General features: G+C 69.9%; 26 protein-coding genes. 15 read left to right on the top strand and 11 right to left on the bottom strand.

The genetic code is table 11. From position 1 onward, the window contains the following. Positions 1-7 precede the first annotated feature (7 nt). A complete protein-coding gene (locus tag ACFU5M_RS21890; protein WP_379052062.1) occupies positions 8-1180 on the bottom strand; it encodes a sensor histidine kinase in 1173 nt (390 codons plus the stop codon). A gap of 239 nt (positions 1181-1419) precedes the next feature. On the opposite strand from ACFU5M_RS21890, the gene ACFU5M_RS21895 reads away from it, so the two are divergent. Further along, the gene (locus tag ACFU5M_RS21895) at positions 1420-2187 is read left to right on the top strand and encodes a TSUP family transporter (RefSeq protein ID WP_379052127.1); all 768 of its coding nucleotides are present in this window, start codon (positions 1420-1422) and stop codon (positions 2185-2187) included. Here the strand turns inward: ACFU5M_RS21895 and ACFU5M_RS21900 are convergent, their stop codons facing one another. Then, positions 2188-2835, bottom strand: coding sequence for a TetR/AcrR family transcriptional regulator (locus tag ACFU5M_RS21900; protein ID WP_379052065.1), 648 nt, complete (start codon positions 2833-2835; stop codon positions 2188-2190). Positions 2836-3009: 174 nt separating this feature from the next. On the opposite strand from ACFU5M_RS21900, the gene ACFU5M_RS21905 reads away from it, so the two are divergent. Together ACFU5M_RS21905 and ACFU5M_RS21910 are read left to right on the top strand one after the other, a co-directional pair. Then, a complete protein-coding gene (locus ACFU5M_RS21905; RefSeq protein WP_379052068.1) occupies positions 3010-4539 on the top strand; it encodes a TldD/PmbA family protein in 1530 nt (509 codons plus the stop codon). Between the two features lie 68 nt (positions 4540-4607). Beyond that, positions 4608-5924, top strand: a complete 1317-nt coding sequence (locus tag ACFU5M_RS21910; RefSeq protein ID WP_379052130.1) for a metallopeptidase TldD-related protein — start codon at positions 4608-4610, stop codon at positions 5922-5924. Between the two features lie 10 nt (positions 5925-5934). Here the strand turns inward: ACFU5M_RS21910 and ACFU5M_RS21915 are convergent, their stop codons facing one another. Then, positions 5935-6318 carry a PPOX class F420-dependent oxidoreductase gene (locus tag ACFU5M_RS21915; RefSeq protein WP_379052071.1) on the bottom strand — a complete coding sequence of 128 codons (384 nt, stop codon included), beginning with the start codon at positions 6316-6318 and terminating at the stop codon, positions 5935-5937. A gap of 19 nt (positions 6319-6337) precedes the next feature. Continuing rightward, a complete protein-coding gene (locus ACFU5M_RS21920; RefSeq protein WP_379052073.1) occupies positions 6338-6934 on the bottom strand; it encodes a PadR family transcriptional regulator in 597 nt (198 codons plus the stop codon). 112 nt (positions 6935-7046) lie between these two features. Between ACFU5M_RS21920 and ACFU5M_RS21925 the strand changes: the two genes are divergently transcribed. Then, complete coding sequence (locus ACFU5M_RS21925) at positions 7047-7763, top strand: glyoxalase (protein WP_379052075.1); 717 nt, start codon at positions 7047-7049, stop codon at positions 7761-7763. Positions 7764-7779: 16 nt separating this feature from the next. On the opposite strand, the gene map is transcribed toward ACFU5M_RS21925, so the two are convergent. After that, positions 7780-8544 (bottom strand): type I methionyl aminopeptidase, encoded by a 765-nt coding sequence (gene map, locus ACFU5M_RS21930; RefSeq protein ID WP_379052077.1) that lies wholly within the window; start codon positions 8542-8544, stop codon positions 7780-7782. 105 nt (positions 8545-8649) lie between these two features. Between map and ACFU5M_RS21935 the strand changes: the two genes are divergently transcribed. Beyond that, on the top strand, positions 8650-8913 hold the full coding sequence (locus ACFU5M_RS21935; protein ID WP_379052079.1) for a helix-turn-helix domain-containing protein: 264 nt from the start codon (positions 8650-8652) through the stop codon (positions 8911-8913). Here ACFU5M_RS21935 and ACFU5M_RS21940 read toward each other — a convergent pair. After that, the gene (locus ACFU5M_RS21940; protein WP_379052081.1) at positions 8910-9305 is read right to left on the bottom strand and encodes a PPOX class F420-dependent oxidoreductase; all 396 of its coding nucleotides are present in this window, start codon (positions 9303-9305) and stop codon (positions 8910-8912) included. The genes ACFU5M_RS21935 and ACFU5M_RS21940 overlap by 4 nt on opposite strands. 129 nt (positions 9306-9434) lie before the next feature. Next, entirely contained in the window at positions 9435-10601 is a 1167-nt protein-coding gene (locus ACFU5M_RS21945) for an epoxide hydrolase family protein (protein ID WP_379052084.1), read from the bottom strand. A gap of 124 nt (positions 10602-10725) precedes the next feature. Between ACFU5M_RS21945 and ACFU5M_RS21950 the strand changes: the two genes are divergently transcribed. Further along, on the top strand, positions 10726-11505 hold the full coding sequence (locus ACFU5M_RS21950; RefSeq protein ID WP_379052086.1) for a histone deacetylase: 780 nt from the start codon (positions 10726-10728) through the stop codon (positions 11503-11505). On the opposite strand, the gene ACFU5M_RS21955 is transcribed toward ACFU5M_RS21950, so the two are convergent. After that, on the bottom strand, positions 11439-12710 hold the full coding sequence (locus tag ACFU5M_RS21955; RefSeq protein ID WP_379052087.1) for a PucR family transcriptional regulator: 1272 nt from the start codon (positions 12708-12710) through the stop codon (positions 11439-11441). The two genes, ACFU5M_RS21950 and ACFU5M_RS21955, sit on opposite strands and share 67 nt — an antisense overlap. Before the next feature lie 208 nt (positions 12711-12918). Here ACFU5M_RS21955 and ACFU5M_RS21960 point away from each other — a divergent pair, with 208 nt between their 5' ends. Continuing rightward, positions 12919-13296: a hypothetical protein gene (locus tag ACFU5M_RS21960; protein WP_379052090.1), complete on the top strand. Its 378-nt coding sequence runs from the start codon at positions 12919-12921 to the stop codon at positions 13294-13296. 21 nt (positions 13297-13317) lie between these two features. Here ACFU5M_RS21960 and ACFU5M_RS21965 read toward each other — a convergent pair whose 3' ends face one another. Further along, on the bottom strand, positions 13318-14268 hold the full coding sequence (locus tag ACFU5M_RS21965; RefSeq protein WP_379052092.1) for an FAD-dependent oxidoreductase: 951 nt from the start codon (positions 14266-14268) through the stop codon (positions 13318-13320). An 87-nt stretch (positions 14269-14355) separates the two neighbouring features. Further along, positions 14356-14691: a hypothetical protein gene (locus ACFU5M_RS21970; RefSeq protein ID WP_379052095.1), complete on the bottom strand. Its 336-nt coding sequence runs from the start codon at positions 14689-14691 to the stop codon at positions 14356-14358. Between the two features lie 142 nt (positions 14692-14833). On the opposite strand from ACFU5M_RS21970, the gene ACFU5M_RS21975 reads away from it, so the two are divergent. After that, complete coding sequence (locus tag ACFU5M_RS21975) at positions 14834-15937, top strand: glutamate--cysteine ligase (RefSeq protein ID WP_379052097.1); 1104 nt, start codon at positions 14834-14836, stop codon at positions 15935-15937. Positions 15938-15977: 40 nt separating this feature from the next. On the opposite strand, the gene ACFU5M_RS21980 is transcribed toward ACFU5M_RS21975, so the two are convergent. Continuing rightward, positions 15978-16712 (bottom strand): anti-sigma factor domain-containing protein, encoded by a 735-nt coding sequence (locus ACFU5M_RS21980; protein ID WP_379052100.1) that lies wholly within the window; start codon positions 16710-16712, stop codon positions 15978-15980. Positions 16713-17075: 363 nt separating this feature from the next. On the opposite strand from ACFU5M_RS21980, the gene ACFU5M_RS21985 reads away from it, so the two are divergent. The 7 genes from ACFU5M_RS21985 (at position 17076) to ACFU5M_RS22015 (ending at position 22045) form a co-directional block, all read left to right on the top strand. Then, positions 17076-17624: a TerD family protein gene (locus tag ACFU5M_RS21985; protein ID WP_379052102.1), complete on the top strand. Its 549-nt coding sequence runs from the start codon at positions 17076-17078 to the stop codon at positions 17622-17624. 180 nt (positions 17625-17804) lie between these two features. Continuing rightward, entirely contained in the window at positions 17805-18221 is a 417-nt protein-coding gene (locus tag ACFU5M_RS21990; RefSeq protein ID WP_379052104.1) for a phage holin family protein, read from the top strand. Continuing rightward, positions 18218-18613: a DUF3618 domain-containing protein gene (locus ACFU5M_RS21995; protein ID WP_379052107.1), complete on the top strand. Its 396-nt coding sequence runs from the start codon at positions 18218-18220 to the stop codon at positions 18611-18613. Before ACFU5M_RS21990 ends, ACFU5M_RS21995 begins: the two co-directional genes overlap by 4 nt. Beyond that, on the top strand, positions 18610-18867 hold the full coding sequence (locus ACFU5M_RS22000) for a DUF4235 domain-containing protein (protein ID WP_379052110.1): 258 nt from the start codon (positions 18610-18612) through the stop codon (positions 18865-18867). The genes ACFU5M_RS21995 and ACFU5M_RS22000 overlap by 4 nt, the downstream gene beginning before the upstream one ends. Positions 18868-19196: 329 nt before the next feature. Then, complete coding sequence (locus ACFU5M_RS22005) at positions 19197-19565, top strand: STAS domain-containing protein (protein ID WP_379052114.1); 369 nt, start codon at positions 19197-19199, stop codon at positions 19563-19565. Between the two features lie 118 nt (positions 19566-19683). Continuing rightward, positions 19684-21036 carry a cytochrome P450 gene (locus tag ACFU5M_RS22010; protein ID WP_379052116.1) on the top strand — a complete coding sequence of 451 codons (1353 nt, stop codon included), beginning with the start codon at positions 19684-19686 and terminating at the stop codon, positions 21034-21036. Between the two features lie 49 nt (positions 21037-21085). Continuing rightward, positions 21086-22045, top strand: a complete 960-nt coding sequence (locus tag ACFU5M_RS22015) for a helix-turn-helix transcriptional regulator (protein WP_379052119.1) — start codon at positions 21086-21088, stop codon at positions 22043-22045. Positions 22046-22100 lie beyond the last annotated feature (55 nt).

Raw genomic sequence — 22100 nt, forward strand, 5'->3', positions numbered from 1 at the left:
GACCGGCTCACTCCGCCGGACCGGGCCGCAGCGGGATGCTGGCGTGCACACGCCAGGCTCCGTCGGTGTCGCGGCCCGCGTCCAGGCTGCCGCCCAGCACGGCGACGCGTTCGCGCATCCCGACCAAGCCGAGCCCGCTGCCCTGGATGCGCGTGCCCGATTCGTGCAGCGGGACCCCGCCGGTGTCGGTGACGTCGATCAGCACGTCGGCGTCGGTGCGGCGCACGCGTACCCACGCCTTCGGGTGCGGCCCGGCATGCCGCAGCGTGTTGGTCAGCGATTCCTGCACGATGCGATGCACGCCGAGACTGACCTCGGGGGCGATGTCGTCGAGTTCGCCGGTCAGCTCGAGTTCCACGGCCAGACCGGTCCCCCGCATCAACTCCACGACCTTGGCGATGCCGGCGGTGCCGTGCTGGGGCAACTGGTCGGGGGCGTGTTCGGTACGCAGCAAGGCCACGGTTCTGCGCAGTTCGCGCAGTGCTTCGCGGCCGGTGCCCGCGATGGCGGCGAGAGCCTGTTCGGCCGCGTCCGGGTCGCGGCGCAGCGCGTATTTGGCGCCGTCGGCCTGCACGATGATCACGCTCACCGCGTGCGCCACCACATCGTGCAGTTCCCGCGCGATGCGGGTGCGTTCGGCCGCGACGGCGTCGTGCGCGCGACGCTCCCGGTCGTAGTCGGCGACCGCGAGCCGAGCCGCCACCTCGGCGTCGTAGGCGTGCCGCGCGCCGATGAACTCCGCGAGCGTCCAGCACAAGGCGTAGAACATGGCGGTGAACACGCTGTCGGATCCGGAGGGTTTCCCGATCGCCACGATCGAGAGTGCGAGATCCACCGTCAGGCCGAGCCCGTACCACAGTCCGTCCCGCCGGCCGACGTAGGCGACCAGCGTGTAGAGCATGATGCCGTGCGAAAGCATCGCGATGTGGTCGGCGTCGTCCTCGGACAGGAAGCCCACCAACGTCGCCGTCAGCGACAGCGCCAAGGTGGTGGCCGCCATGGCCCGGGGGTACACCCGCCGCAGGGTGAGCGGCAGCGGCAGCAATACCCCGATGGCCAGGTAGGCGAGCTTGTTGTGCGCGTTGCCCACACCGATGATCTCGAGTAGCAGGAAGATCGCCGCCAGCACCGAGTCGGCCACGACAGGCTTGCCCCGGAGCCACAGACTGAAACGACGCACGGGATCAGCCTAGGTGCGCCCCGCCCGCGGGCGGGCCGAGCCGGCGGTGGGCGCGATTTCCGCGCAACGCGAGCGTGGAGGCTTGGTGCGAGGGGTATTCGAGGTTGCTCACGCCCGATATCGCGGCCGCACGCACGCGATCCTCGACAGGACGGCGCCGCATCCAGCGCAGGACCGGGACCGATGGACGGCCGGACACCTCATGCGTCCCTCGGTGCGGGGTCTGGTTGTCTGGCGTGGTGGAGATCGGAGACTGGGCGGTTCTGTTGACGGCGGCGACGGCCGCGGGCTGGGTGGACGCGGTGGTGGGCGGAGGGGGGCTGATCGTGCTGCCGACGTTGTTCGTAGTCGCCCCCGGCATCGCGCCGCAGACCGCGTTGGGCACCAACAAGCTCGCCGCGGTCGCCGGGACGAGCGCGTCGGTGCTGACCTTCGCGCGCAGGATACCGATGCGCTGGCGGCTGCTGCTGCCCGCGGCGGCGATGGCCGCGATGACGGCGGCGGTGGGCGCCGCCGCGGTCTCATTGATCGACCGCGAGCTGTTCATCCCGATCGTGATGGTGGTGCTGGTCGGCGTCGCCGTGTTCGTCACGCTGCGTCCGTCCATCGGCGTCACGTTGGCCACTCATCCGCCGACCCGGCGCAAGATCGTCCTCACGGTGGCGCTGGCGGCGGGGTTGATCGGCTTCTACGACGGCCTGCTCGGCCCCGGCACCGGCACGTTCCTGATCATCACCTTCGCCACCCTGCTCGGCACCGAGTTCGTCCGGGCCGCCGCCATGGCGAAGGTGATCAACTGCGGCTCCAATGTCGGAGCTCTGATCTTCTTCGGGGCGACCGGGCACATTCTGTGGGCGCTCGGCGCGGGGATGGCCGTGGCGAACGTCCTCGGCGCCGTGGTCGGCGCGCGCATGGCGCTGCGCAAAGGCGCCGAGTTCGTCCGCGTCGTCCTGCTGGTGGTGGTGATCGGGATGGTGATCCGGCTGGGCTGGCAGCAATTCGGCTGATCAGCCGACCGGTTCGGCGCGCTGGGTGGCGAGCCAGGGTTGCAACACCTGCGAGGTCGTCTCGTGAATCCTGCGCTGCAGGCGCTCGGCGTCCTCGACACCGGCCACCGGTTGCTGGAACAGCACGGTCAGCGCACCCGACACCGCGCCGACGACCGCGCCGACCAATGCGGCGGCGCCGACCTCGTCGAGTTCGGCGGGGAACGCTTTGTGCAACTGCCTGGCGATCTCGCGTTGGGTGACCAGTTGGGCGTGCGCGGCACGGCCGCTCACCGCGGGCACGGTCCGCGAGACCTGGGCGCGCAGCGCGCCGATCCGGGCATAGAGGTCGTCGACGAGATGCTCGCCGGGATTGTCACCGGCGGCGCGCAACGCGCGCAGCAAGACCTCCACCGGCCGTTCCCCCGGGCGCCTGCTGGCGATCGCCGCCACCGCGGCGCGCACCCGCTCGTCGGATTCCGGGAAGAGCAGCTCTTCCTTACTGGCGAAGTAGTTGAAGAACGTGCGTGTGCCGACGTCCGCCACGGCGGCGATGTCGGCCACCGTGGTCTCCTCGTAGCCTCTGGTCTCGAACAGTTCGGCTGCGGCTTCCAGGATGGCTCGGCGGGTACGTTCGCGTTTGCGGTCACGAAGGGCGGATGGCGGCACGCGGGCACAGTACGGCATCCGGCGAGCAACACGCCGGAGGTCCGATTGTCGCGCGCGCCGTTCTTCTTGCCGCACCGATGCATTCCGTGCGAACCGGCACGCGATGCGTTCTCGCACGGCGTGTGATCACCGCGCCCGCACGCATCTGCGACCGCACCGGCTAGGTTGGTGCGGGTGAGCATCGCGACTTCCAGAGACGTGGACGCCGAGTTCCTCGACCTACCGCTGGCCGCGCTCGCCGACGCTGCCCTGGCCGCGGCCACGGCAGCCGGCGCCGAGCATGCAGACCTGCGGGTGCATCGCTTGGTCACCCAGTCGATCCGCTTGCGCGACGGCCGGGTCGAGGCGGTCACCGACAGTACTCGACTCGGCTTGGCCGTGCGGGTGATCGCCGACGGCACCTGGGGTTTCGCCTCGCACGCCGCGCTCACCCCCGACACCGCCGCCGAGGTGGCGCGCACCGCGGTCACCGTCGCGACCACGCTGCGGGCGCTCAACCGCGAACGCGTCGAGCTGGCCGACGAGCCGCGCTACGCCGACGCGCGCTGGGTCTCGACCTACGACATCGACCCGTTCACCGTGCCGACCGGCGAGAAGCTAGCACTGCTGCAGGATTATTCGGAGCGCCTGTCGCACGCCGACGGGGTGGATCACGTCACCGCGAGCGTGCTACAGGTCAAGGAGCAGACCTTCTACGCCGACACGGCGGGTTCGTCGATCACCCAGCAGCGGGTGCGGCTGCATCCGAGCCTCGAGGCGATCACGGTGGACACCTCGGCGGGGGTGTTCGAGACGATGCGCACGCTGGCCGCGCCGGTGGGCCGCGGATGGGAGTACGTCACCGGCGCCGACGGCGTATGGGACTGGGACGGTGAGCTCGCGCGGATCCCGGAATGGCTGGCCGAGAAGGTGAAAGCGCCCAGTGTGCAGGCCGGGCCGACCGATCTGGTCATCGATCCGACCAACCTGTGGCTGACGATTCACGAATCCATCGGTCACGCCACCGAGTACGACCGCGCCATCGGCTACGAATCCGCTTACGCGGGCACCTCCTTCGCCACGCCGGACAAGCTCGGGTCACTGCGCTACGGCACCCCGATCATGCACGTGACCGGAGACCGCACCGAATCGCACGGCCTGGCCAGCGTCGGTTACGACGACGAGGGCGTCGCGGGGCAGCGCTGGGACCTGGTCCGCGACGGCGTCCTGGTCGGCTATCAACTCGACCGGGTGTTCGCGCCACGTCTGGGTTTGCAGCGGTCCAACGGCTGCTCGTACGCGGACTCGGCGCATCACGTGCCGATCCAGCGGATGGCCAACGTTTCGCTGCAACCCGATCCGGACCGCGACACCAGCACCGAGGAGCTGATCTCGCGGGTGGACGACGGCTTGTACATCGTCGGCGACAAGAGCTGGTCGATCGATATGCAGCGCTACAACTTCCAGTTCACCGGCCAGCGGTTCTTCCGCATCCGCGGCGGCAAAGTGGACGGCCAAGTGCGCGATGTCGCCTACCAGGCCACCACCACAGACTTCTGGGGTGCGATGGAAGCCGTCGGCGGACCGTCCACCTGGCAGCTCGGGGGCGCGTTCAACTGCGGCAAAGCGCAGCCCGGCCAGGTCGCCGCGGTCAGCCACGGCTGCCCGTCGATCCTGGTGCGTGGCGTCACTGTTCTCAACACCCGGACGGAGGGCGGCCGGTGAGCGACGATCTGTTCCCCGCGAGCGCGATCGTGGAGCGGGCGCTGGCGCTGTCGCGCGCCGACGAGGCGATGGTGATCGTCCGCGACGAGCACGAGGCATCGCTGCGCTGGGCCGGGAACTCCATGACCACCAACGGGTCGTCGGTGTCACGGCACTGGGCGGTGATCTCGGTGTTCCGCGAGGGGCCCACCCTCGCGCGCGTCGGCACGATCGCCTCGACCAGCGTCGACCCCGACGACATCGAAGCCGTGGTGCGCGCGGGCGAAGCGGCGGCGCGCGACGCCGAGCCCGCGCGCGACGCGATGCCGCTGCTCGAGCCCGACGCCGTCGACGACGCCTGGGCCGCCCCGGCGGCCGGCACCGGCATCGAGGTGTTCACCGATCTGGCCGAGGGCCTCGCCGCCGGGTTCGACAGCGCCGACCGGCTCTACGGCTTCGCTCACCACCAGATGCACACCACGTGGCTGGGCACGTCGACCGGCATCCGCCGCCGCTTCGTGCAGCCCACCGGTTCGGTGGAGATCAACGGAAAGCGCGGCGACGGGGCGGGTCTGGCCAGCGCGTGGGTCGGGGTCGGCACCGCGGACTTCACCGACGTCGATGTCTCCGGCCTGCTCGCGGACCTGTCGCGCCGCCTGGACTGGGCCAAGCGCAAGATCGAGTTGCCCGCGGGCCGCTACGAGACGCTGCTGCCGCCCTCGACCGTCGCCGACCTGATGATCTACTTGGCCTGGTCGATGGAGGGCCGGGGCGCGCAGGAGGGTCACACGGCGTTCGCGCGGGCGGGCGGGACCCGGGTCGGCGAGCGCCTGAGCGATATCCCGCTCACGCTCTACTCGGATCCGCACGCCCCCGGCCTGGAATATCGTCCGTTCGTGGCGGCGACCGCGTCGTCGGAATCGATGTCGGTGTTCGACAACGGCTTGCCCGCCGAGCGCGTCGACTGGCTGCGCGACGGCGTGATCTCCGCGCTGATCTATCCGCGCGCCACCGCCGCCGAGTTCGACGCCACTGCCACGGTTCCGGGAGAGAACCTGCTGCTCACCGGCGGTTCGGAGGCCACGATCGATGACATGATCGCGCGCACCGAGCGCGGCCTGCTGCTGACCACGCTGTGGTACATCCGCGAGGTCGACCCCGCGTCCCTGCTGCTCACCGGTCTCACCAGGGACGGGGTGTACCTCGTGGAGAACGGCGAGGTCACCGCCGCGGTGAACAACTTCCGGTTCAACGAGAGCCCGCTGGACCTGCTCCGGCGGGTGAGCGAGGCGGGCGCGACCGAACTCACGCTGCCGCGCGAGTGGAAGGATTGGTTCACCCGGACCGCCATGCCGCCCCTGCGGATTCCCGACTTCCACATGTCGTCAGTCAGCCAGGCGACCTGATCGGTCCGGATCAGGCAGCCGGGGTGATCTCGATGCCTATGGTGCCGGACTTGCCGCGCCGCAGGTTGCTGCCGAGGATCACCAGGGGGCCGGTGAGCCAATACTTGCGGCGCAGCAGCTTACGCACCCGTTCGGTGCCGTCGGCGTCGAGGAGCCGCCCGGTCCCTTCGATCACCGCACCGCGCGGCTTGCCGGTGGCGTTGCACGCTTGCAGGGTGACCGCCGGATTGCGGCGCAGCCGTTTGACCTTCCAACTGTCGGTCACGGTCCAGACGTACAGTTTGCCGTCTTCGGACACCGCCCACACCGCGGTGCCGACGGCAGTCCCGTCCTTGCGGAAAGTGGTCAGCAGCACGTAGTCGGCCTCGGCGACGGCGTCCAGCGAATTTGTCATGCGGGCAGCGTATCCCGCATCACGGTGCGGGAAGCTGCGCGGGAAAGCCGGCCTGCTCGCCGACGACCTGTTCCGGCATCCGGTACTCCCCCGCTTCCAAGCGAGCCAGCATGCCCTCGGTCCACGTCGACAAATTCGCGAACACACTGCTCCACAGCTCCAGCAGATCGGTCGCGTGCGGCGCTTCGTATCGCCCGGGGTGGTCCGGGATCATGGCCAGCAGGTCGGCGCGCACCGCCTCGCTGCGGCGGCGCTGTTCGCGCAGCTTCGCGATGACGTGCGCCCGGGGCAGCGCGTCCATGAAGGCGATGCCTGCGCCCAATTCCTCCATGTCGACGCTGACCAGCGCCTCGTCCATGAGCTTGCGGAACTCGGCCTCGCCCGCCTCGGTCAGCTCGAACAGCGTGCGCCCCGGGCCCTGGTCGCTGTTCTCGGTCGCGAACGCGCTCAGTTTCCCCTCGCGGGCGAGCTGCTTCAGAGCGTGATAGATCGAGCCGGGCTTGACGTTCGTCCAGGTCTCGGCTCGCCAGGACAGCAGTTCCTGGCGCACCGCGTAGCCGTGCACGGGCTGGCGCAGGCGCATCACCCCCAGCACGAGCAGGCGTACCACCGACATCACGAACTCCCTTCCGCTCCGGATCGCATGGTAATCAAGTTTGACTTCCAGCGGCGCGCGCCCCTACCCTTTGCTAGTCAAACTTGACTACGCCAGGTTATTGGGAGGATAAATGGCCGACACGGCGGTACCGCAGCTCTGGACCGGCGACCTGTCCGGCACGCTCGATTTCTACAAGGCACTGGGTTACACGGTGACCCACGAGCAGACCCGCCCCTACGTCTACGGCGCGGTGGAGGATCACGGCTGCGCTCTGCATTTCGTACCCGCCCCCAAAGAGGGTGACGTCCCCGCCGAACGCACCGGCTGTCTCGTCATGGTCGACGACGTGGCGAGCAGGCATCAGGCCTTCAGCACGGCACTGCGCGTCCGCTATGGCAAGGTCCCCGCGAAAGGACTGCCGCGGATCACCCGATTCCGGCCGGGGCAGTCCCGGTTCACCGTCGTCGATCCGGCGGGCAATCAGGTGATCTACATCCAGCGCGACGAACCCCCCGAAGTGAACTATGGCGGATCCAAGGAACTGAACGGGCTGGCCAGAGTGCTGGACAGCGCCCGCGTCCTGCGCGATTTCAAGACCGACGACAAGGCCGCGTTCCGCGTGCTCGAGGTCGGTCTCGGCCGGTTCGGGGCCGAGGCGCCGCGGCTGGACGTGGCGCGAGCGCTCGCGGCGCTCGCCGAACTGGCCGTCGCGATGGGAAAATCCGGTCGCGCCGCGCAATTCCAGGCGAAATTGCGCACGATGGAACTGTCCGCCGCGGAACGCGCATCCATCGCCGCCGAGCTGCGCGCCTCCGAGAATTTGACGACCTGGCTTTCGGAGACATAGCCGCCGGACGGCCCGCTCACGCCGCGGTCAGCACCTCCGGCCCGTCCCGGGTGATCGCGATGGTGTGTTCGGAGTGGGCGGTCCGCGAGCCGTCCGCCGAGCGGATCGTCCAGCCGTCGGGATCGGTCACGATGCGGTCGGTCGTACGTGCGAACCAGGGCTCGATGGCGATGGCGAGTCCGGGCCGCAGCCGGTAACCGCGCCCCGGCCTGCCCGTGTTCGGCACGTGCGGGTCCTCGTGCATGGTGCGACCGAGGCCGTGTCCACCGAATTCGGTGTTCACCGGGTAGCCGTGCGCGCGCGCCACCGCGGCGATGGCGGCGGAGATGTCGCCGATGTGATTGCCGGGCACCGCGACCGCGATCGCCGCGGCCAGCGCCTCCTCGGTGGCCCGCACCAGCCGCACGTCCTCGTCCGCGCCGGAACCGGCCACGACCGTGGTGGCCGCATCCGCGACCCAGCCATCGATGCCGACCGCGAGGTCCATACTGAGCACGTCACCGTCCCGCAGCGTGTAATCGAACGGAAGTCCGTGCAGCACAGCATCGTTCACCGATAGACAGACGGTGTTGCGGAACGGGCCGCGCCCGAAGGAGGGCGCGTAGTCCCAGTAACAGGATTGCGCGCCACGCTCACGGATGCGCTCGCGGACGTGGGCTTCCAGGTCGAGCAGGTTCACTCCCACCCGCGCCCGCTCGCGCAACTCGGCGAGCACGCCGGCGACGAAGCGCCCTGTCACTCGCATCCGCGCGATCTCCGCGGGACTCTTCAACTCGACCATCAATCCTCCACTACGCCGGTATTTTAATACCACCCTAGCCGCATGGGTATTTTAATACCAACCGGGTCGCTTGCGGCGTATGCAGGCCGTCCGTAGCCTGAGCGCATGGTTCGCCTTCCGTTGACCCCCGCGCAGATCGAGGCAGGCCGCCGCCTCGGCGCCGCCCTACGCGCGGCCCGCGCGGACCGCGAACTCACCGACGTCGCACAGGCGGCCGGCATCTCGCCGGAGACGTTGCGCAAGATCGAGACCGGCCGGCTGCCCTCCCCGGCCTTCGGCACCGTGGTCGCCTTGGGCCAGGCGCTCTCGATCCCGCTCGACGATCTCGCGGACATCTGGCGCTCGGCGAGACTCGCCGAATCCGCTTAGGCCAGATCACCGGCCGCCTTCGGATCGATCGCGATGCCGACCGACGCCTCCGCGCCGCGCAGCAGCTTGTGCCCACGAATGGCGAGCTTGCCGACCAGGCCGTACTTGTCCGCGACCACATCGCGCACCCGTTGCGTGCCGTGCGCGTCGAGGATGCGCGCGCTACCCGGCAAGACCTCCTTCCCGGTGGGACGGCCCCGGCCGTCGCAGACCTGCAGCGTGACGTCCGGATTGCGGCGCAGCCGCTTGACCTTCCAGGTCTTCGGGTTCGTCCAGACGACGATCCGGTCACCGTCCGGAGCCACCCACACGGGTGTGCCGACCGGCGTCCCGTCCTTCTTGAAGGTGGTCAGCAGGACGAACTTGCTCTGGCTCATCTCGTTCCACGTCATAGGGAAACGGTAGGCCCGTGCGACGGCGGAGACATCCGACCGGAGAACGGTTCGCGACTACGCGTCCGGATGTAGCTACGCGACGGACGTGGGGCGGCGACGCGCTCGCTGCGCCGCCCCGCTCGGCCGCTACCCGCGATGATGGCGGAAGAAGGCGCGGACGTCGGCCACGAAGAGTTCCGGTTGCTCCGCCGCGGCGAAGTGCCCGCCCTCGGCGTACTCGGTGAAATGCTCGATGTGCCCCTCCGGGTTCATCACCCGGCGCATCAACGGATGCGTGCCGAACACCGCCCATCCCTGCGGCACTCCCGATGGCACCGCCCAGTCCATCCCGGAATGCGCGTTCTCCCAGAGGAACTGCGCCGCCGACGCCCCGCTGCGGGTGAACCAGTAGATACTGACATTGGTCAGTAGCAGGTCACGATCCACTGCCTCACCTTCCGGCCGGGCCGGGTCGGTCCACACTTGGAACTTCTCCGCGATCCAGCCGAGTTGCGCGACGGGCGAATCGGTCAGGGCGGCCGCTATGGCGTTGGGCTGCGTGGTCTGAAGTGTCAGGTAGCCCTTCTGCTGGGCCCACTTCTCCCGTGCGGTTTCGATGGCGGCGAGTTCGTCGTCGGTGAGCCCGCCCGGCATCGGCAACTGCTCACCCACCAGCCCGAGCGTGCCCGGATCGCTGTTCACATGCGTCGCGATCAACCGCTCCGGATGGGTCGCGGCCAGGCGCCCGGTGATGCCCGCGCCGATGTCACCACCCTGCGCCACGAACTTCTCGTAATCCAGCCTGCTCATCAGCTCCGCGAACGCTTCGGTCGTGCGGGCCAGCTCCCATCCCGTCGAGGCCAGCGGCGTGGAGAACCCGAACCCCGGCAACGACGGGATCACCACATGGAACGCGTCCGCCGGATCACCGCCGTGCGACCGCGGATCGGTCAGCGGGCCGATCGACGCCAGGAACTCCACCACCGAGCCCGGGTAGCCGTGGGTGATCAGCAGCGGGATCGCGTCCGGCTCGGGCGAGCGCACAGGGAAGAAGTGGAGGATCTGCCCGTCGATCTCGGTGGTGAACTGGGGGTAGGCGTTCAACCGCGCCTCCTGCGCCCGCCAATCGAATTCGTCCCGCCAGTACTGCGCGAGTTCGCGCAGGTAGTTCGGCGTGATCCCGCGGTCCCAGTCCCGCTCGGTGCCCGGCACCACGTGCGGCAAGCGGGCCTGCCCGAGCCGCTCCCGCAACTCGTCGAGGTCGGCCTGCGGGACGTCGATGCGGAAGGGCCGGATCTGCTGTGTGTTGGTCATGATGGACACTGTTGCGGCCATTGCGGAAGAGTTACTTCCGCATTGCCACAATTTCGTCGCACCAGTTTTCGAGCGGGCGTCCGGAGTGATGTGCGCAGCACGGCGAAGAGCCGAGAATGGGTACATGACGACGCGGCAACCGGGGAGCACAGCAGGCTCGGCGACATCCCGAGCCGCTTCGGACGCGGACCGGCAGGACGCGCGCGGCGGCCTGGTCTGGTATGCCGCGTACGGCTCCAATATGAGCCTGACCAGGCTGCGCACCTACCTTCGCGGCGGCAGGCCGGAAGGAGGAGCGCTCACCCTGCCCGGCTGCCGCGACCACGCCGACCCGGTCCGCTCGATCCCGCTGCTGCTCCCGGGCGTGCTGTACTTCGCGACCGAATCGCTGACCTGGACCGGCGGCCGCGCCTTCTACGACCCGGGCTGCCCCGGCGAGATGGCCGTGCGCGCCCACCTGCTCACGACCGCCCAGTTCGCCGACATCGTGGCGCAGGAGATGTACCGCGCCCCTGGCACGGAGATGAACTCGACCGAGGCGATCGAGACGGGGACGGCAACTCTCGGTCCCGGACGTTACGAGACCCTGGTCTGCGCCGGACACCATGCCGGGCACCCGGTGCTCACCTTCACCGCGCCCTGGCGCTGTCGCGACGTGCGGGGCAACCCACCCGCCGCCGCCTACCTACGGCACCTGGCGGCGGGCCTGCGCGCCGCGCACGGCTGGTCCCGCCGGGCGACCGCGGGCTATCTCGCCACCCGTCCCGGCGCCGACCGGCGATGGACGCCCGACGCAGTTCACGAACTGATCGGCGGGCCGGAGCCGCGGCGGCGAACCTACGAGGAGACCGCGGCCGCGCGGCTCCAGTCACCGACCGGCGACTCGTCCTCGGTGTCCCGGTAGCTGCGGGCGACCAACGCGGCGCGCAGATACCAGACGCCGGACGCCTGAGCAGGATCGAATCCGGTGAGTTGGCCGATGCGCTTGAGCCGGTAGTCCACGGTGTTGGTGTGGATGTGCAGCGATCGCGCGGTGCGCTGACGATTCAGATTCGTCCCGATATGCCGTTTGAGCGTTTCGAGGAGTTCGGGATGCTCGTCGAGCGGGTCGAGCAGCGTGCGGAGGGTTTCCAGTCCGGGGCCGGGCCGGGTGAGCTGGTATTCCAGCGCCAGGTCGTCGAATCGGAACAGCCCGCGTTTCCAGCGCAGCCGCTGCACCATGTCGAGCAACTCGTGGGCGCGATCGGCGGCCGTCGGCACCTCGATCGGGCTCGCGGCGATCACCGTCGCGACGATCGGCACCTGGGCCGCGCGGCCGAGCCCCTCCACCAGGTCGTCGAGGGCCTTGTCCTCGGGCGACGCGGAGGGCAGCAAGACCGTGCCGCCGTCGACGCTCAGCAGTGACAGCACCGCTTCCCCACACCGGGTCGCGAGTTCGGATTGCACCCGGCGCAGCTTCCGCCGCGCCACCACCGCACTGTCGAGTTGCGGATTGCGCTCGTCCGGATGGGGCGGAATGGCCAGAGCGAGAACAGAATACGAGTCGGCGATCTGGATGCCGCACTCCCGGGCCATGGTGAAGGTAGGGTGCCCGCCGAGCAGGGCCGAGGCAAGGGTGTGTGCCGCGGTGTGATGCTCACCGACCACGGCGCGCAACTCGGTCACGTAGGCGCGGGAGACGGTCGAGGTGATCGTGTCCAGGATCTCCAGCAGCCGGCGGCTGATGTCCTTGAGGCTGTCGAAGTCCGCGGCGGTCGCGTTCGCGACGATCAGGTCGAAGCCGAGCTTGAACCCCTCGTGCACGGCATGGTGGATGGTGTCGATCGGAATGCCCTCACGCGCCCAGCCCGCCGCGGCATTGCGCAGCAGAAGGGTCTTCTCGGGAATGTCACTGCCGTCGAGCATGCTGACGGCCAGTTCCAGGCACAAGCGGGTGATGTTGGTGATGTCGCCGTTGAGCGCCTCGCCGGGGAGGGTCCGGCAGTGCGCGACGGTCTCGATGAAGTGGCCGACCATTTTGCGAGACAGATTCCGCACGTCTCGCAGCGAAGAACTGGCCGGGCGGCCCGACAGGGTCAGATCCGGGCCTGCCGAATCGGTGATGGACATGTGACTCCTTCAGTCCCCGATCACGGAAAGTACTCAACGGTAACTTGACCGAGTCGACGTGCCGAGGGTCGCGCCCCCGGTTGGGGATACCACCCGAACCGCGCGATGCGCGCCTGTGAAGCCTCACAAGTCGGATTCGCGCGGTCGAATTCTTTCGATCGCCGTCGTAACGTCGGTAGCAGCAGGGTCGCCGGGCGGAGGGAGGGCCATGAATATCGGCCCGCACGAGGAACATGGGGACATCGCCGAGGTGTCCGCGAGATCCGATCGTGGTACCCGTCGCGGCGGACCCGACGCGTTGATCAGAATGGGGTTGGAATTAGCCCTCGTGCTGGTCGACGCGGCCGAGGCGGCGGGCAGTCTCGCACTGGGCCGGTTCGAGCACGCCGCCACCCGGTGCGCCCAGGCGGGTATCCCGATCGAAGCGGTCCATGCCGTTCTGCGCGACAGTGTCGACGCGAGCCTCGCCGGGCCCGCGGCCGACTCACCCGAGCGACGCACGCCGCGTGACCAGGTCGAACCCGGCGTGCTCAGCGAATTCCTCGAAGCGCTGAACTCGGTGGTGGCGCGCAGTTACGCCAACTGATCCGGCGGAGTCACCGGCCGCTCAGAGGGCGGCGACGAGCGCGGCGCTCTCCAGCGCGCATCCGTGCCCGATCGTGATGCCGGAACCGCCGTGGCCGTAATTGTGGACGACGGGTGTGCCGGGCAACACGGCGGTGTCGAGTTCGACCCGGACTTCCCGGCGACCAGGGCGCAGTCCCACCACGGTTTCCAGAACTTCGCTGCCGGCGAGAGCGGGGACCAGGTCGCGGCAGCGCCGCAGAATCGATCGGGTGAGGCCGGGATCCGGCGCGGTGTCCCACTCACCGGTGTCCAGGGACCCGCCCAGGACGCAGTCGTTCGCGCGCGGATGGACGTAGGCGCGGCCGAGCGGATGCGCCTCGTCTCGGACCGATACCGACAATCCGGGATTCGCGACCCGCACGATCTGCCCGCGGATCGGATACGCCTCCGGGTCGCCGACGAGTTCGGCAGCCCGCAGACCGGCGGAGTTGATCACGACGTCCGGCGACAGGTCGGCGAGCTCGTCGAGCCCCCGCACCGTGCGTAGCACGCGTCGCGCGCCCGCGGCGTCCACTTGCGCGCTCAGGAACGGCAAGTAGGTCGGCATCTCCACCAAGGGAACTTCGAAACGGAACCCGAACCCGTAGCCGCGCGGCAGTTCTGCGCGATCGGCCGCCCGGAACGAGCGCACCGATCGCGACCATTCCGGCGCCGGGGGCTCGTCGCGATACAGCGCCATGGATGAGCACATCCGCACACCCGGCGCACCGGCGGCAGCCAGCCCCGCCAAATGTTCGAAGGTGGTCTCGCTCCATGCTCGCACACGATCGGCCGGGCCCGCGGCGGTCGGAAACCAGACCGCGGCGGCCAGGAAAGACGTCGTCGCCGTGATCGGCTCGGCACTGACGACGATGACCTCGTGCCGGGCCCGGAGCAGTTCGGCCGCGGTGGACAGACCCGAGATGCCCGAGCCGAGGACGACGATCCGCATGGGAGCGACCCTATCGAGCCCCGCTCGCCCGTGCTGTCGCCGCAGCACCGCCCGTGGGGAGGCACGCGGTTCGGCCGGCCGTGCCGGTCAGTCGGCATCGTCGAGCGACGTGACGCCGGTGGTCATGGCCACCAGCGGCCACTGCGGCCCGACGCAGGTAGCGGCGACGGTGCTGCCCGCCGCGAAACCGCCGCGGCTCTCACCGGTCCGGGCCATGTCCACTCGTGGACCGGCCTGCTCGGCCGAGCCGATCAGCACACAATTCCAGCTCTCCGATGGCGGCTGGCTACTCACCGCGATGGTGCCCTCCTCCTGAGTGTCCGCCGACAGGGTCGGCCCCGCGGCGGCCACTCCTGCACCGGCAGCGGCCATGAGCACGGCGCAGCCCCCGGTCACGGCAAGACGCAGAGCGTTCCGAGACATGCGACTTCTCCTCTTCCTACAGTCCCCTCGAGGTTCGCGTTGCCGTCTCCCGGCCGATCAAACCCACGCCGGGCGTCGGCAGCGATCGGCGACCCGCGCGCATCGGCTGACTAGCCGCTCGGGCCCTGGGTATTGCGAGCACATGGACGATGGGCGCCTGACGGTCGGCGTAGAAGAAGAGTTCCTGCTGGTCGATCGCGGTACCGGCGAGCCGCTGGCGCGCAATGTCGACGTGGCGCGCACCGCCGAGGAACTCGGCGTCGACCTGCAGCTAGAGCTGACGCGCTGTCAGGTGGAGACCAGCACCGCGGTGCACACCGATATCGGCACACTGCACCGGCAATTGCGCCAATTGCGCCGCGACATCGCCGCCTGCGCCGAGCGCAACGACGCACGCCTGCTCGCGGTCGGCATCCCGCCCACCGTTCCGCACGACTTCCCCGTCACCGATACGCCGCGTTATCAGCGCATCGCCGAGAACTTCGGCATGCTCGCCCATGAGCAGGGGCTGTCGGGCTGCCACGTGCACGTCGGCGTGCCCGACGCCGAGACCGCGGTGCAGGTCAGTAATCACCTGCGGCCGTGGCTGCCGCAATTACTGGCCATGACCGCGAATTCGGCCATCTACCGTGGCACCGAAACCGGATTCGCCAGCTGGCGCAGCATCCTGTGGCGGCGCTGGCCCAGCGCGGGGCCGCCGCCGTATTTCGAGTCCGCCCGTGACTACGAGGCGATGGTCGCGATGATGCTCAACAGCGGCAGCATCCTGGACAAGCAGATGGTCTACTGGGACGTTCGTCCGTCGGTCTCGTTCCCGACCGTCGAAGTGCGGGTGAGTGACATCCCCGCCACGGTCGAGGAAACCGCGCTCTTGGCGGCGCTGGTGCGCGCCATCGTCGTCACGGCGCGCGAATCGTTGGCCGTGGGGCAGGTCGCGCCGCCGGTACCCGCCGAAGTGCTGCGCGCGGCGTACTGGAAGGCCGCCCGTTCGGGATTGGACGGAGACGGTGTCGATCCCCACGACAGCAATGTAGCGCCGGTGCGCGACCTGCTGTTCCGGCTGATCGAGCACGTCGCGCCCGCGCTGGACGAGGCAGGCGACCGCCAGTTCGTCGACGAGGCGTTCGGCCACCTGCTCGCGCGCGGCAACGGCGCCCACCGGCAGGTCGCGGCGCTGCGGGCGCGCGGCGAGATCGATGATGTCGTCGAGGAGGTGGCGCGCGCGACCCTCGAAGGGTGCGACTAGCCGGAGGCGTCTCGGCGCGACACCGGCGGCCCGAGCAGGCTCAGCCGAGCGTAACGGCGGCGATCTGGGGCGAAGTCGGTCGCGGCGATCCTTTCGCGGGTTCGAGCGTGACGGCGATGACGTCCGCGGGATCGAATCTCGTCGCTACACCCGTCGGTGGCACGCCGGTCAGCACGCCCGCCGAACGCACAGCACCCGCGGACACGACCCAGAGCTGGTAGGCCCGTCCACGCGGTGGCGCGGGTACCGCGTCGAAGATGACCGCGACGGCTCCGAGCCGGTCCGAAGTGCTCACCGTCAGCGTGCCGCCGACGGACAGGTCGATCACACGGGAATACGCGTCCGGTTGCCCGAGGATCTGGTCGGCCGTGACCGCCGCGGCATGCGACCCGGCGACCCGCTCGGCCACTACCACGGCGCCCGCACCCGCCGCGACGGTCACCGCGGCCGCCATCACCAACCGGGCCAGTCGGCGCCGAACGAGAATTTCGCGCAGGTCACCGCGACGGCGCCGCGCGCAGGGGCGCGAGTCGTCGATCGCCCGCAGGATCTTCGACTCCAAAGTCGGTGGTGGATTCACCGCGGCGGTCGCGCTCAGCGCCGCCAGCGTTTCCCGAATCCCGTGCACTCCCGCCGCGAACGCCGCGGCAGTGCCGGAATCGGCCTTCGCGAGCCGATTTTCGATGCGCCTGCGCTCGATCTCGGCCACCGCGTCCATCGCGTAGGGGTACGCCAGGTCGAGCAGATCCGCGCGGGGGGACTCGGTGCCGGTCATCGCCGATCACCTCCGGTGCGGAGCCCTGGGTGCGCTCCCATCGCCGATCGCGCGCTCGCCGCTACCTCCCCACGCGAACCGATCCGCGAGTCCGCAGGCGAACGACCTCGCGTGGCGGGACCCGCGCCGCGGTCTCGGCGCACTTGTTCTGTGCCAATCCGCATGCCTTGACTTCGCGGCGAACAGCCTCACGGATTGGATTCTCGCCATTTCGGGCACTAATACGGGTACGCTGCTCGTCCGCCGGAATCGTCCCGATCGTCTCGACCCGAAGGGCGTTGCGGGGTCGCCGTACGACCGGGGCGCCGCGCCCACTCTCGACGGCGGAACCGTACCCGCTCTCCGACGCAGAGGAGGATACCGATGCTCACCGTGCTCCGCGACGCACGCGATGTCCCGCTCGAGCACGTCACCGTGGCGCTGGGTTGGGATCCCGCGACCCGCCCGCGCTTGCTCGGTCGGCGCAAGGGGATCGACCTCAACGTCGCAGCCCTGCTTTTCGCCGCGGACCGGCTCGTCGACGTTGTGTACCACGAGCAGCTCAGCTCGACGGACGGTTCCGTCCGTCTGCACGGCGACAGCATCACCGGCGAAGGGTTGGGCGACGACGAGATCATCAGCGTGGACCTGTCCCGCCTGTCCACCCGGGTCACCACGGTGCTGTTCCTCGTCACCAGCTACACCGGCCAGAGTTTCGAGCGCATCGCGAACGCCTATTGCCGGGTGATCGACACCGCGGCGGGCACCCAGCTCGCCCGCCACGAGCTGACCGGCGGCGGCTCGCACACCGGCTTGGTGCTCGGCCGGGTGCGTCGCGTCGGCGGCGTCTGGCACTTCGAAGGGATCGGTGCGGGCTTGCAGGCGCGGCACCCGGTCGAGGCCGTTCCGCAGATCGGCGCCTATATCGAGTGACCGGGAAGCGATTTCGTCTGCGCGGCAATCGCTTCGGAGAGCTGTCCGCGTTCGCGAACACGCGTCGGCCCTGCCCGTGCGCCGGTTCCCATGCCGCGTCCCACCGGCCCGGTGTCCGATTGGGATCCGGGCGCGGGGGTAGTCGCCGTGCAGGAGGTGTGACATGCCGAAGGAGGTCTCATGACCGAGACGACACAGATTCGTCCGCCTACGAACGCACGGTCGGTCACCGAACTGGTGGAGGACGCTACCGCACAGCTGTCCCGGCTCATCCGCGACGAACTCCAGCTCGCCCGTGTCGAGATGCGGGAGAAGGGCAAACGGTTCGGACTCGGCGCCGGATTGGCGGGAGTGGGGGCGCTGCTGGCGTTCTATGGCGGGGCGGCGTTGGTCGCCGCGGCGGTGCTCGGCCTCGCCGAGGTCCTGCCGGGCTGGGCGTCCGCGCTGATCGTCGCGGGCGCACTGCTGGTGATCGCGGCGATCCTCGGACTGTCCGGGAAGAAGAGTGTGGAGCACGCGGCGCCGCCGATACCGCAGGAAGCGGTCGAGGGAGTGCGCGAGGACATCGAGGTGATCAAGGACAGGAGGCGGGGATGAGTGACAGCCGACCCCGGGCCGGGCAGCCCACCGACGACGTCGCGGCCTTGCGGCGCGACCGCGATCAGGCCAGAGCCGAACTCGGCAGGACGGTCGAAGAGCTGGGCCACAAGCTCGACGTGCCCGCGCGCAGCAAGGAGAAGGCACACGACGCTGTCGAGGCGACACAGCACGTGGCGTCCGAGGCGGCGCTCGCCGTCTCGGACAAGGCTCAGCAGGCCCGCACGAGCGCCGCGGACCTCGCCCACCGGGTGGCGGCGGCGACGCCCGAGCCGGTCGCCACACGCGGCAGGCAGGCCGGTGGCGCGCTGCGCGCACACCCGATCCCGGCGGCCCTGGGCGCGGCGGTGATCGCGGCGCTGGTCTGGCAGATCGTACGGAGGCGGCGATGAAGACGCTCTACAAACCGCTCGGCTTGGTGATCAGCGTGCTCGGCGGCCTCGCGGCGAACGCAGTGTTCACCAAGGTGTGGGCACAGATAACCGGTGAGGATCAGGCCCCGGCGTCGACCGCGCGCGACCATTCCTGGCGCGAGGTGCTGTTCGCCGCGGCCTTGCAGGGCGCGGTGTTCGGCTTGGTCAAGGCCGCGATCGATCGTGCGGGCGCGACCGGCTACGAATCGCTCACCGGCACTTGGCCGGAATAGCGCCACCGTGCTGGAGCGGCAGTTCGCCGCCGCTCGAATCCGCTGCCGCCGCCGTGCGCTCGGACATCCCCGCGGTGTCCGGACGCACGGCGGCGGCGTTCGTTGTGCACGGCGCATTCCGAGCCCGTGCGGAAGCATCTTCGGCCCGTCACAGCGCCGACCGGAGAGGGCTGCGGCGCACAGTGTGATCGCACCGGAGCGCGATGGGGTAAGTTGGCCGCGGAATGCTCGCTCTCTGCGCCGTGTCGGACTGCGCAAGAGACGCGAACCTGAGCGGAGGTCGACGTGGCGGACTGCCGAGGACGCGTCACCGGCACGGGAGGTGGATTGTGAGTTCCGAAAGCGCGCCCCGGGCGCTGGAGGTCGAGGTGCGGTCGGCGGAGGACACGGTGGTCGTCACCGTGCACGGCGAGATCGACATGGCGTCCGCGCCCCGCTTGCAATCGGCGCTCGACGAGGCGCTGCGCGACACACCGGCCGCGGTCGTGGTGGACATGTCGAACGTCGGATTCCTCGGCTCCGCCGGGCTGAGCGTCCTGCTGGCGGCCTCGGAGGCCACCGGCTCCGGTGGCTTGCGTGTGGTCCCCAGCGACGCGGCGCGCAGGCCCATCGAGGTGACCGCGCTGGACCGTTTGCTCACGGTATTCGACTCCGTCGAGGCCGCGCTCGCGGCCGACGAGACCCAAGCCCCCAGCTGAGCCTCCCCGGCATCCTCTCGGTGCCGCTCGGACCCCGCCGCGGTTTCGACCCGGCGTCGCCGGGTATGCGCCCGGTCGTCGGCACCGTGCCGATCTGAGCGCACCGGGAGGAGGCCGTATGGCAGACAACCGCGAACACCGACTGGTGGGAGTGCCCGCGGTGGCGGCATTGGCGGATCTCGGATTCGCCTCGGTCGCCTCGGGGGTCATCGCACGGCGTCGGCCGGTACTGGGCCTGCTCGAACGCACCGGAGCCGATTCGCGCGCGATCGAGCGCGTGCGGCAGTTGCGGCGGGAATTCGGTGCGGGCCCGGTGGAGCTGGTGGTGCCGGGGCGCCGGATCGTGGTCGTTCTCGACCCGCATGATGTCGGGCGGGTACTCGCCGACGCACCGACGCCGTTTCACCCGGCCAATCGGGAGAAGCGCGCGGCTCTGCGCCAGTTCCAGCCACACGGCGTCCTGCTGTCGCAGGGCCCGATCCGCGATCAGCGTCGAGCCGTCAACGAGGCCGCGCTGGACTCGGCCGAGCCCCTGCATCGCCTGGCCGGTCCGTTCGCCGAGGCCATCGCGGAGGAGGCGCGCGAGATGACCGTCTCCGCCCTGCACCGCGGTCACCTGGACGCGCGGCAGTTCACCACGCGATGGTGGCGGCTGGTGCGACGGATCGTGCTCGGCGAGCGGGGCCGCGACGACACCGTCCTCACCGACGAGCTGTCGCGGCTGCGCTCGGCGGGCAATTGGTCGTTCCTGGCGCCCGCGCATCGCAGGCAGCGCGACCAGTTCACCAATCGGCTCTACCGCCACGTCGAGTCCGCTCCACCGGACAGCCTGGCCGGGGCGCTGGCGGCGGTGCCCGCCGGCGGGGCCACCGATCCGGTCGGGCAGATACCGCACTGGTTGTTCGCCTTCGACGCGGCGGGTATCGCGCTGAGCCGGGCGCTGGCGGTGCTGAGCACCCATCCCGAGCACCACGCCCGCGCGCTGGCCGACGCCGTCGACCCGGACCGTGTCGACCTACGCGGCTATCTGCGCGCCTGTGTGCTCGAGTCGATACGGCTGTGGCCGACCACGCCCATGTTGCTGCGCGACATCACGGCCGACACCCAATGGCGCGACGGCGACGAGCGCTTCACCATCGCGGCGGGCGCCGCGCTGATGATCGCGGTCGCGGCGTTTCACCGGGATGCCGATCTCCTGCCGTTCGCCGACCAGTTCGTCCCGGAGATCTGGCTCGATGGCCGCGCGGAACAGTACCCCCAACTGGTGCCGTTCAGCGCGGGCCCCGCCGATTGCCCGGGCCGTAACCTGGTGCTGTTCGTCACCAGCACGCTGCTCGCGCACCTGGTGACCTCCGCCGACTTCCGGCTGCGGTCCACCCCCCGGCCGAACCCGGACGCTCCGCTGCCGGTGACCCTGAACAATTTCGGGCTCGACTTCACCGTCGAGCCGTGCATGACGCAGGCCGGCTGATCGGCTGTCGCGGAAGGATCGCTTCCGCGACAGCTGCCATGATCGAGCCATGCTGCAAACCTCCGCACGCCTGCTGCGGCTGCTGTCGCTGCTGCAACTCCGGCGCGACTGGACCGGGCCCGCACTGGCCGAACGGCTCGGCGTGTCCACCCGGACCGTCCGCACCGATATCGAACGCCTGCGGACACTCGGGTACCCCGTACGCGCCACGCCCGGCAGTGCGGGCGGCTACCGGCTCGGGGCCGGGTCGGCGCTGCCGCCGCTGCTGCTGGACGACGAGGAGGCCGTGGCGGTGGCGGTCGGGCTGGTCACCGCCGCCAACGGGGCGGTCACCGGCATCGAGGAGACGTCGGTACGGGCGCTGACGAAACTGCGGCAACTGTTGCCGTCGCGCTTGCGGCACCGGGTCGAGACGCTGACAGCGGCCACCGTGCACGTATCCGGGGATGGCCGATCCACCGTGGACACGGCGGTGCTCACCGCGGTCGCGGACGCGATCCGGGCGAGCGAGCGATTGCGCTTCGACTACGAAAGCCATGGCGGCACGCCGTCCAGCCGGGATGTCGAGCCACACCGGATGGTGCACTGGTGGGGCCGCTGGTACCTGGTCGCCTGGGATGTCGGGCGCGGCGACTGGCGTACCTTCCGCGTCGACCGGATCACGCCGAAGGTTCCGCACGGGCCACGATTCACGCCCCGCATCGTCTCCGAGGAGGAAATCGCCGAGCGAGTGCAGCGCGGCGTGGGCGCCGCCACTTGGCGCTACCGTGCCCGGGTACGCATGGCCGCCCCGGCGGACGTGATCCGGGCACGGCTGCCCGCGGCGGTGGAGGTGGCACCGGACGGGCCGGAACACTGTGTCGCGCTGGTGGGTTCGGACTCTCCGCGGATGCTGACGTGGTACCTCGCCCTCGCCGATGTCGAGTTCGAGGTGCTCGACTCCCCCGCGCTCGCCGAACACCTGGTTGCCACGGCGGACCGTTTCCGGCGGGCGGGCGGGCAGAAATAACGTGGCGTCGCATGTCTTTTCGCGTGACGGCCGCGCACGGTGCCAGGGCACCGAG

The sequence above is a fragment of the Nocardia sp. NPDC057455 genome, from assembly GCF_042802775.1.
GTDB lineage: Bacteria > Actinomycetota > Actinomycetes > Mycobacteriales > Mycobacteriaceae > Nocardia.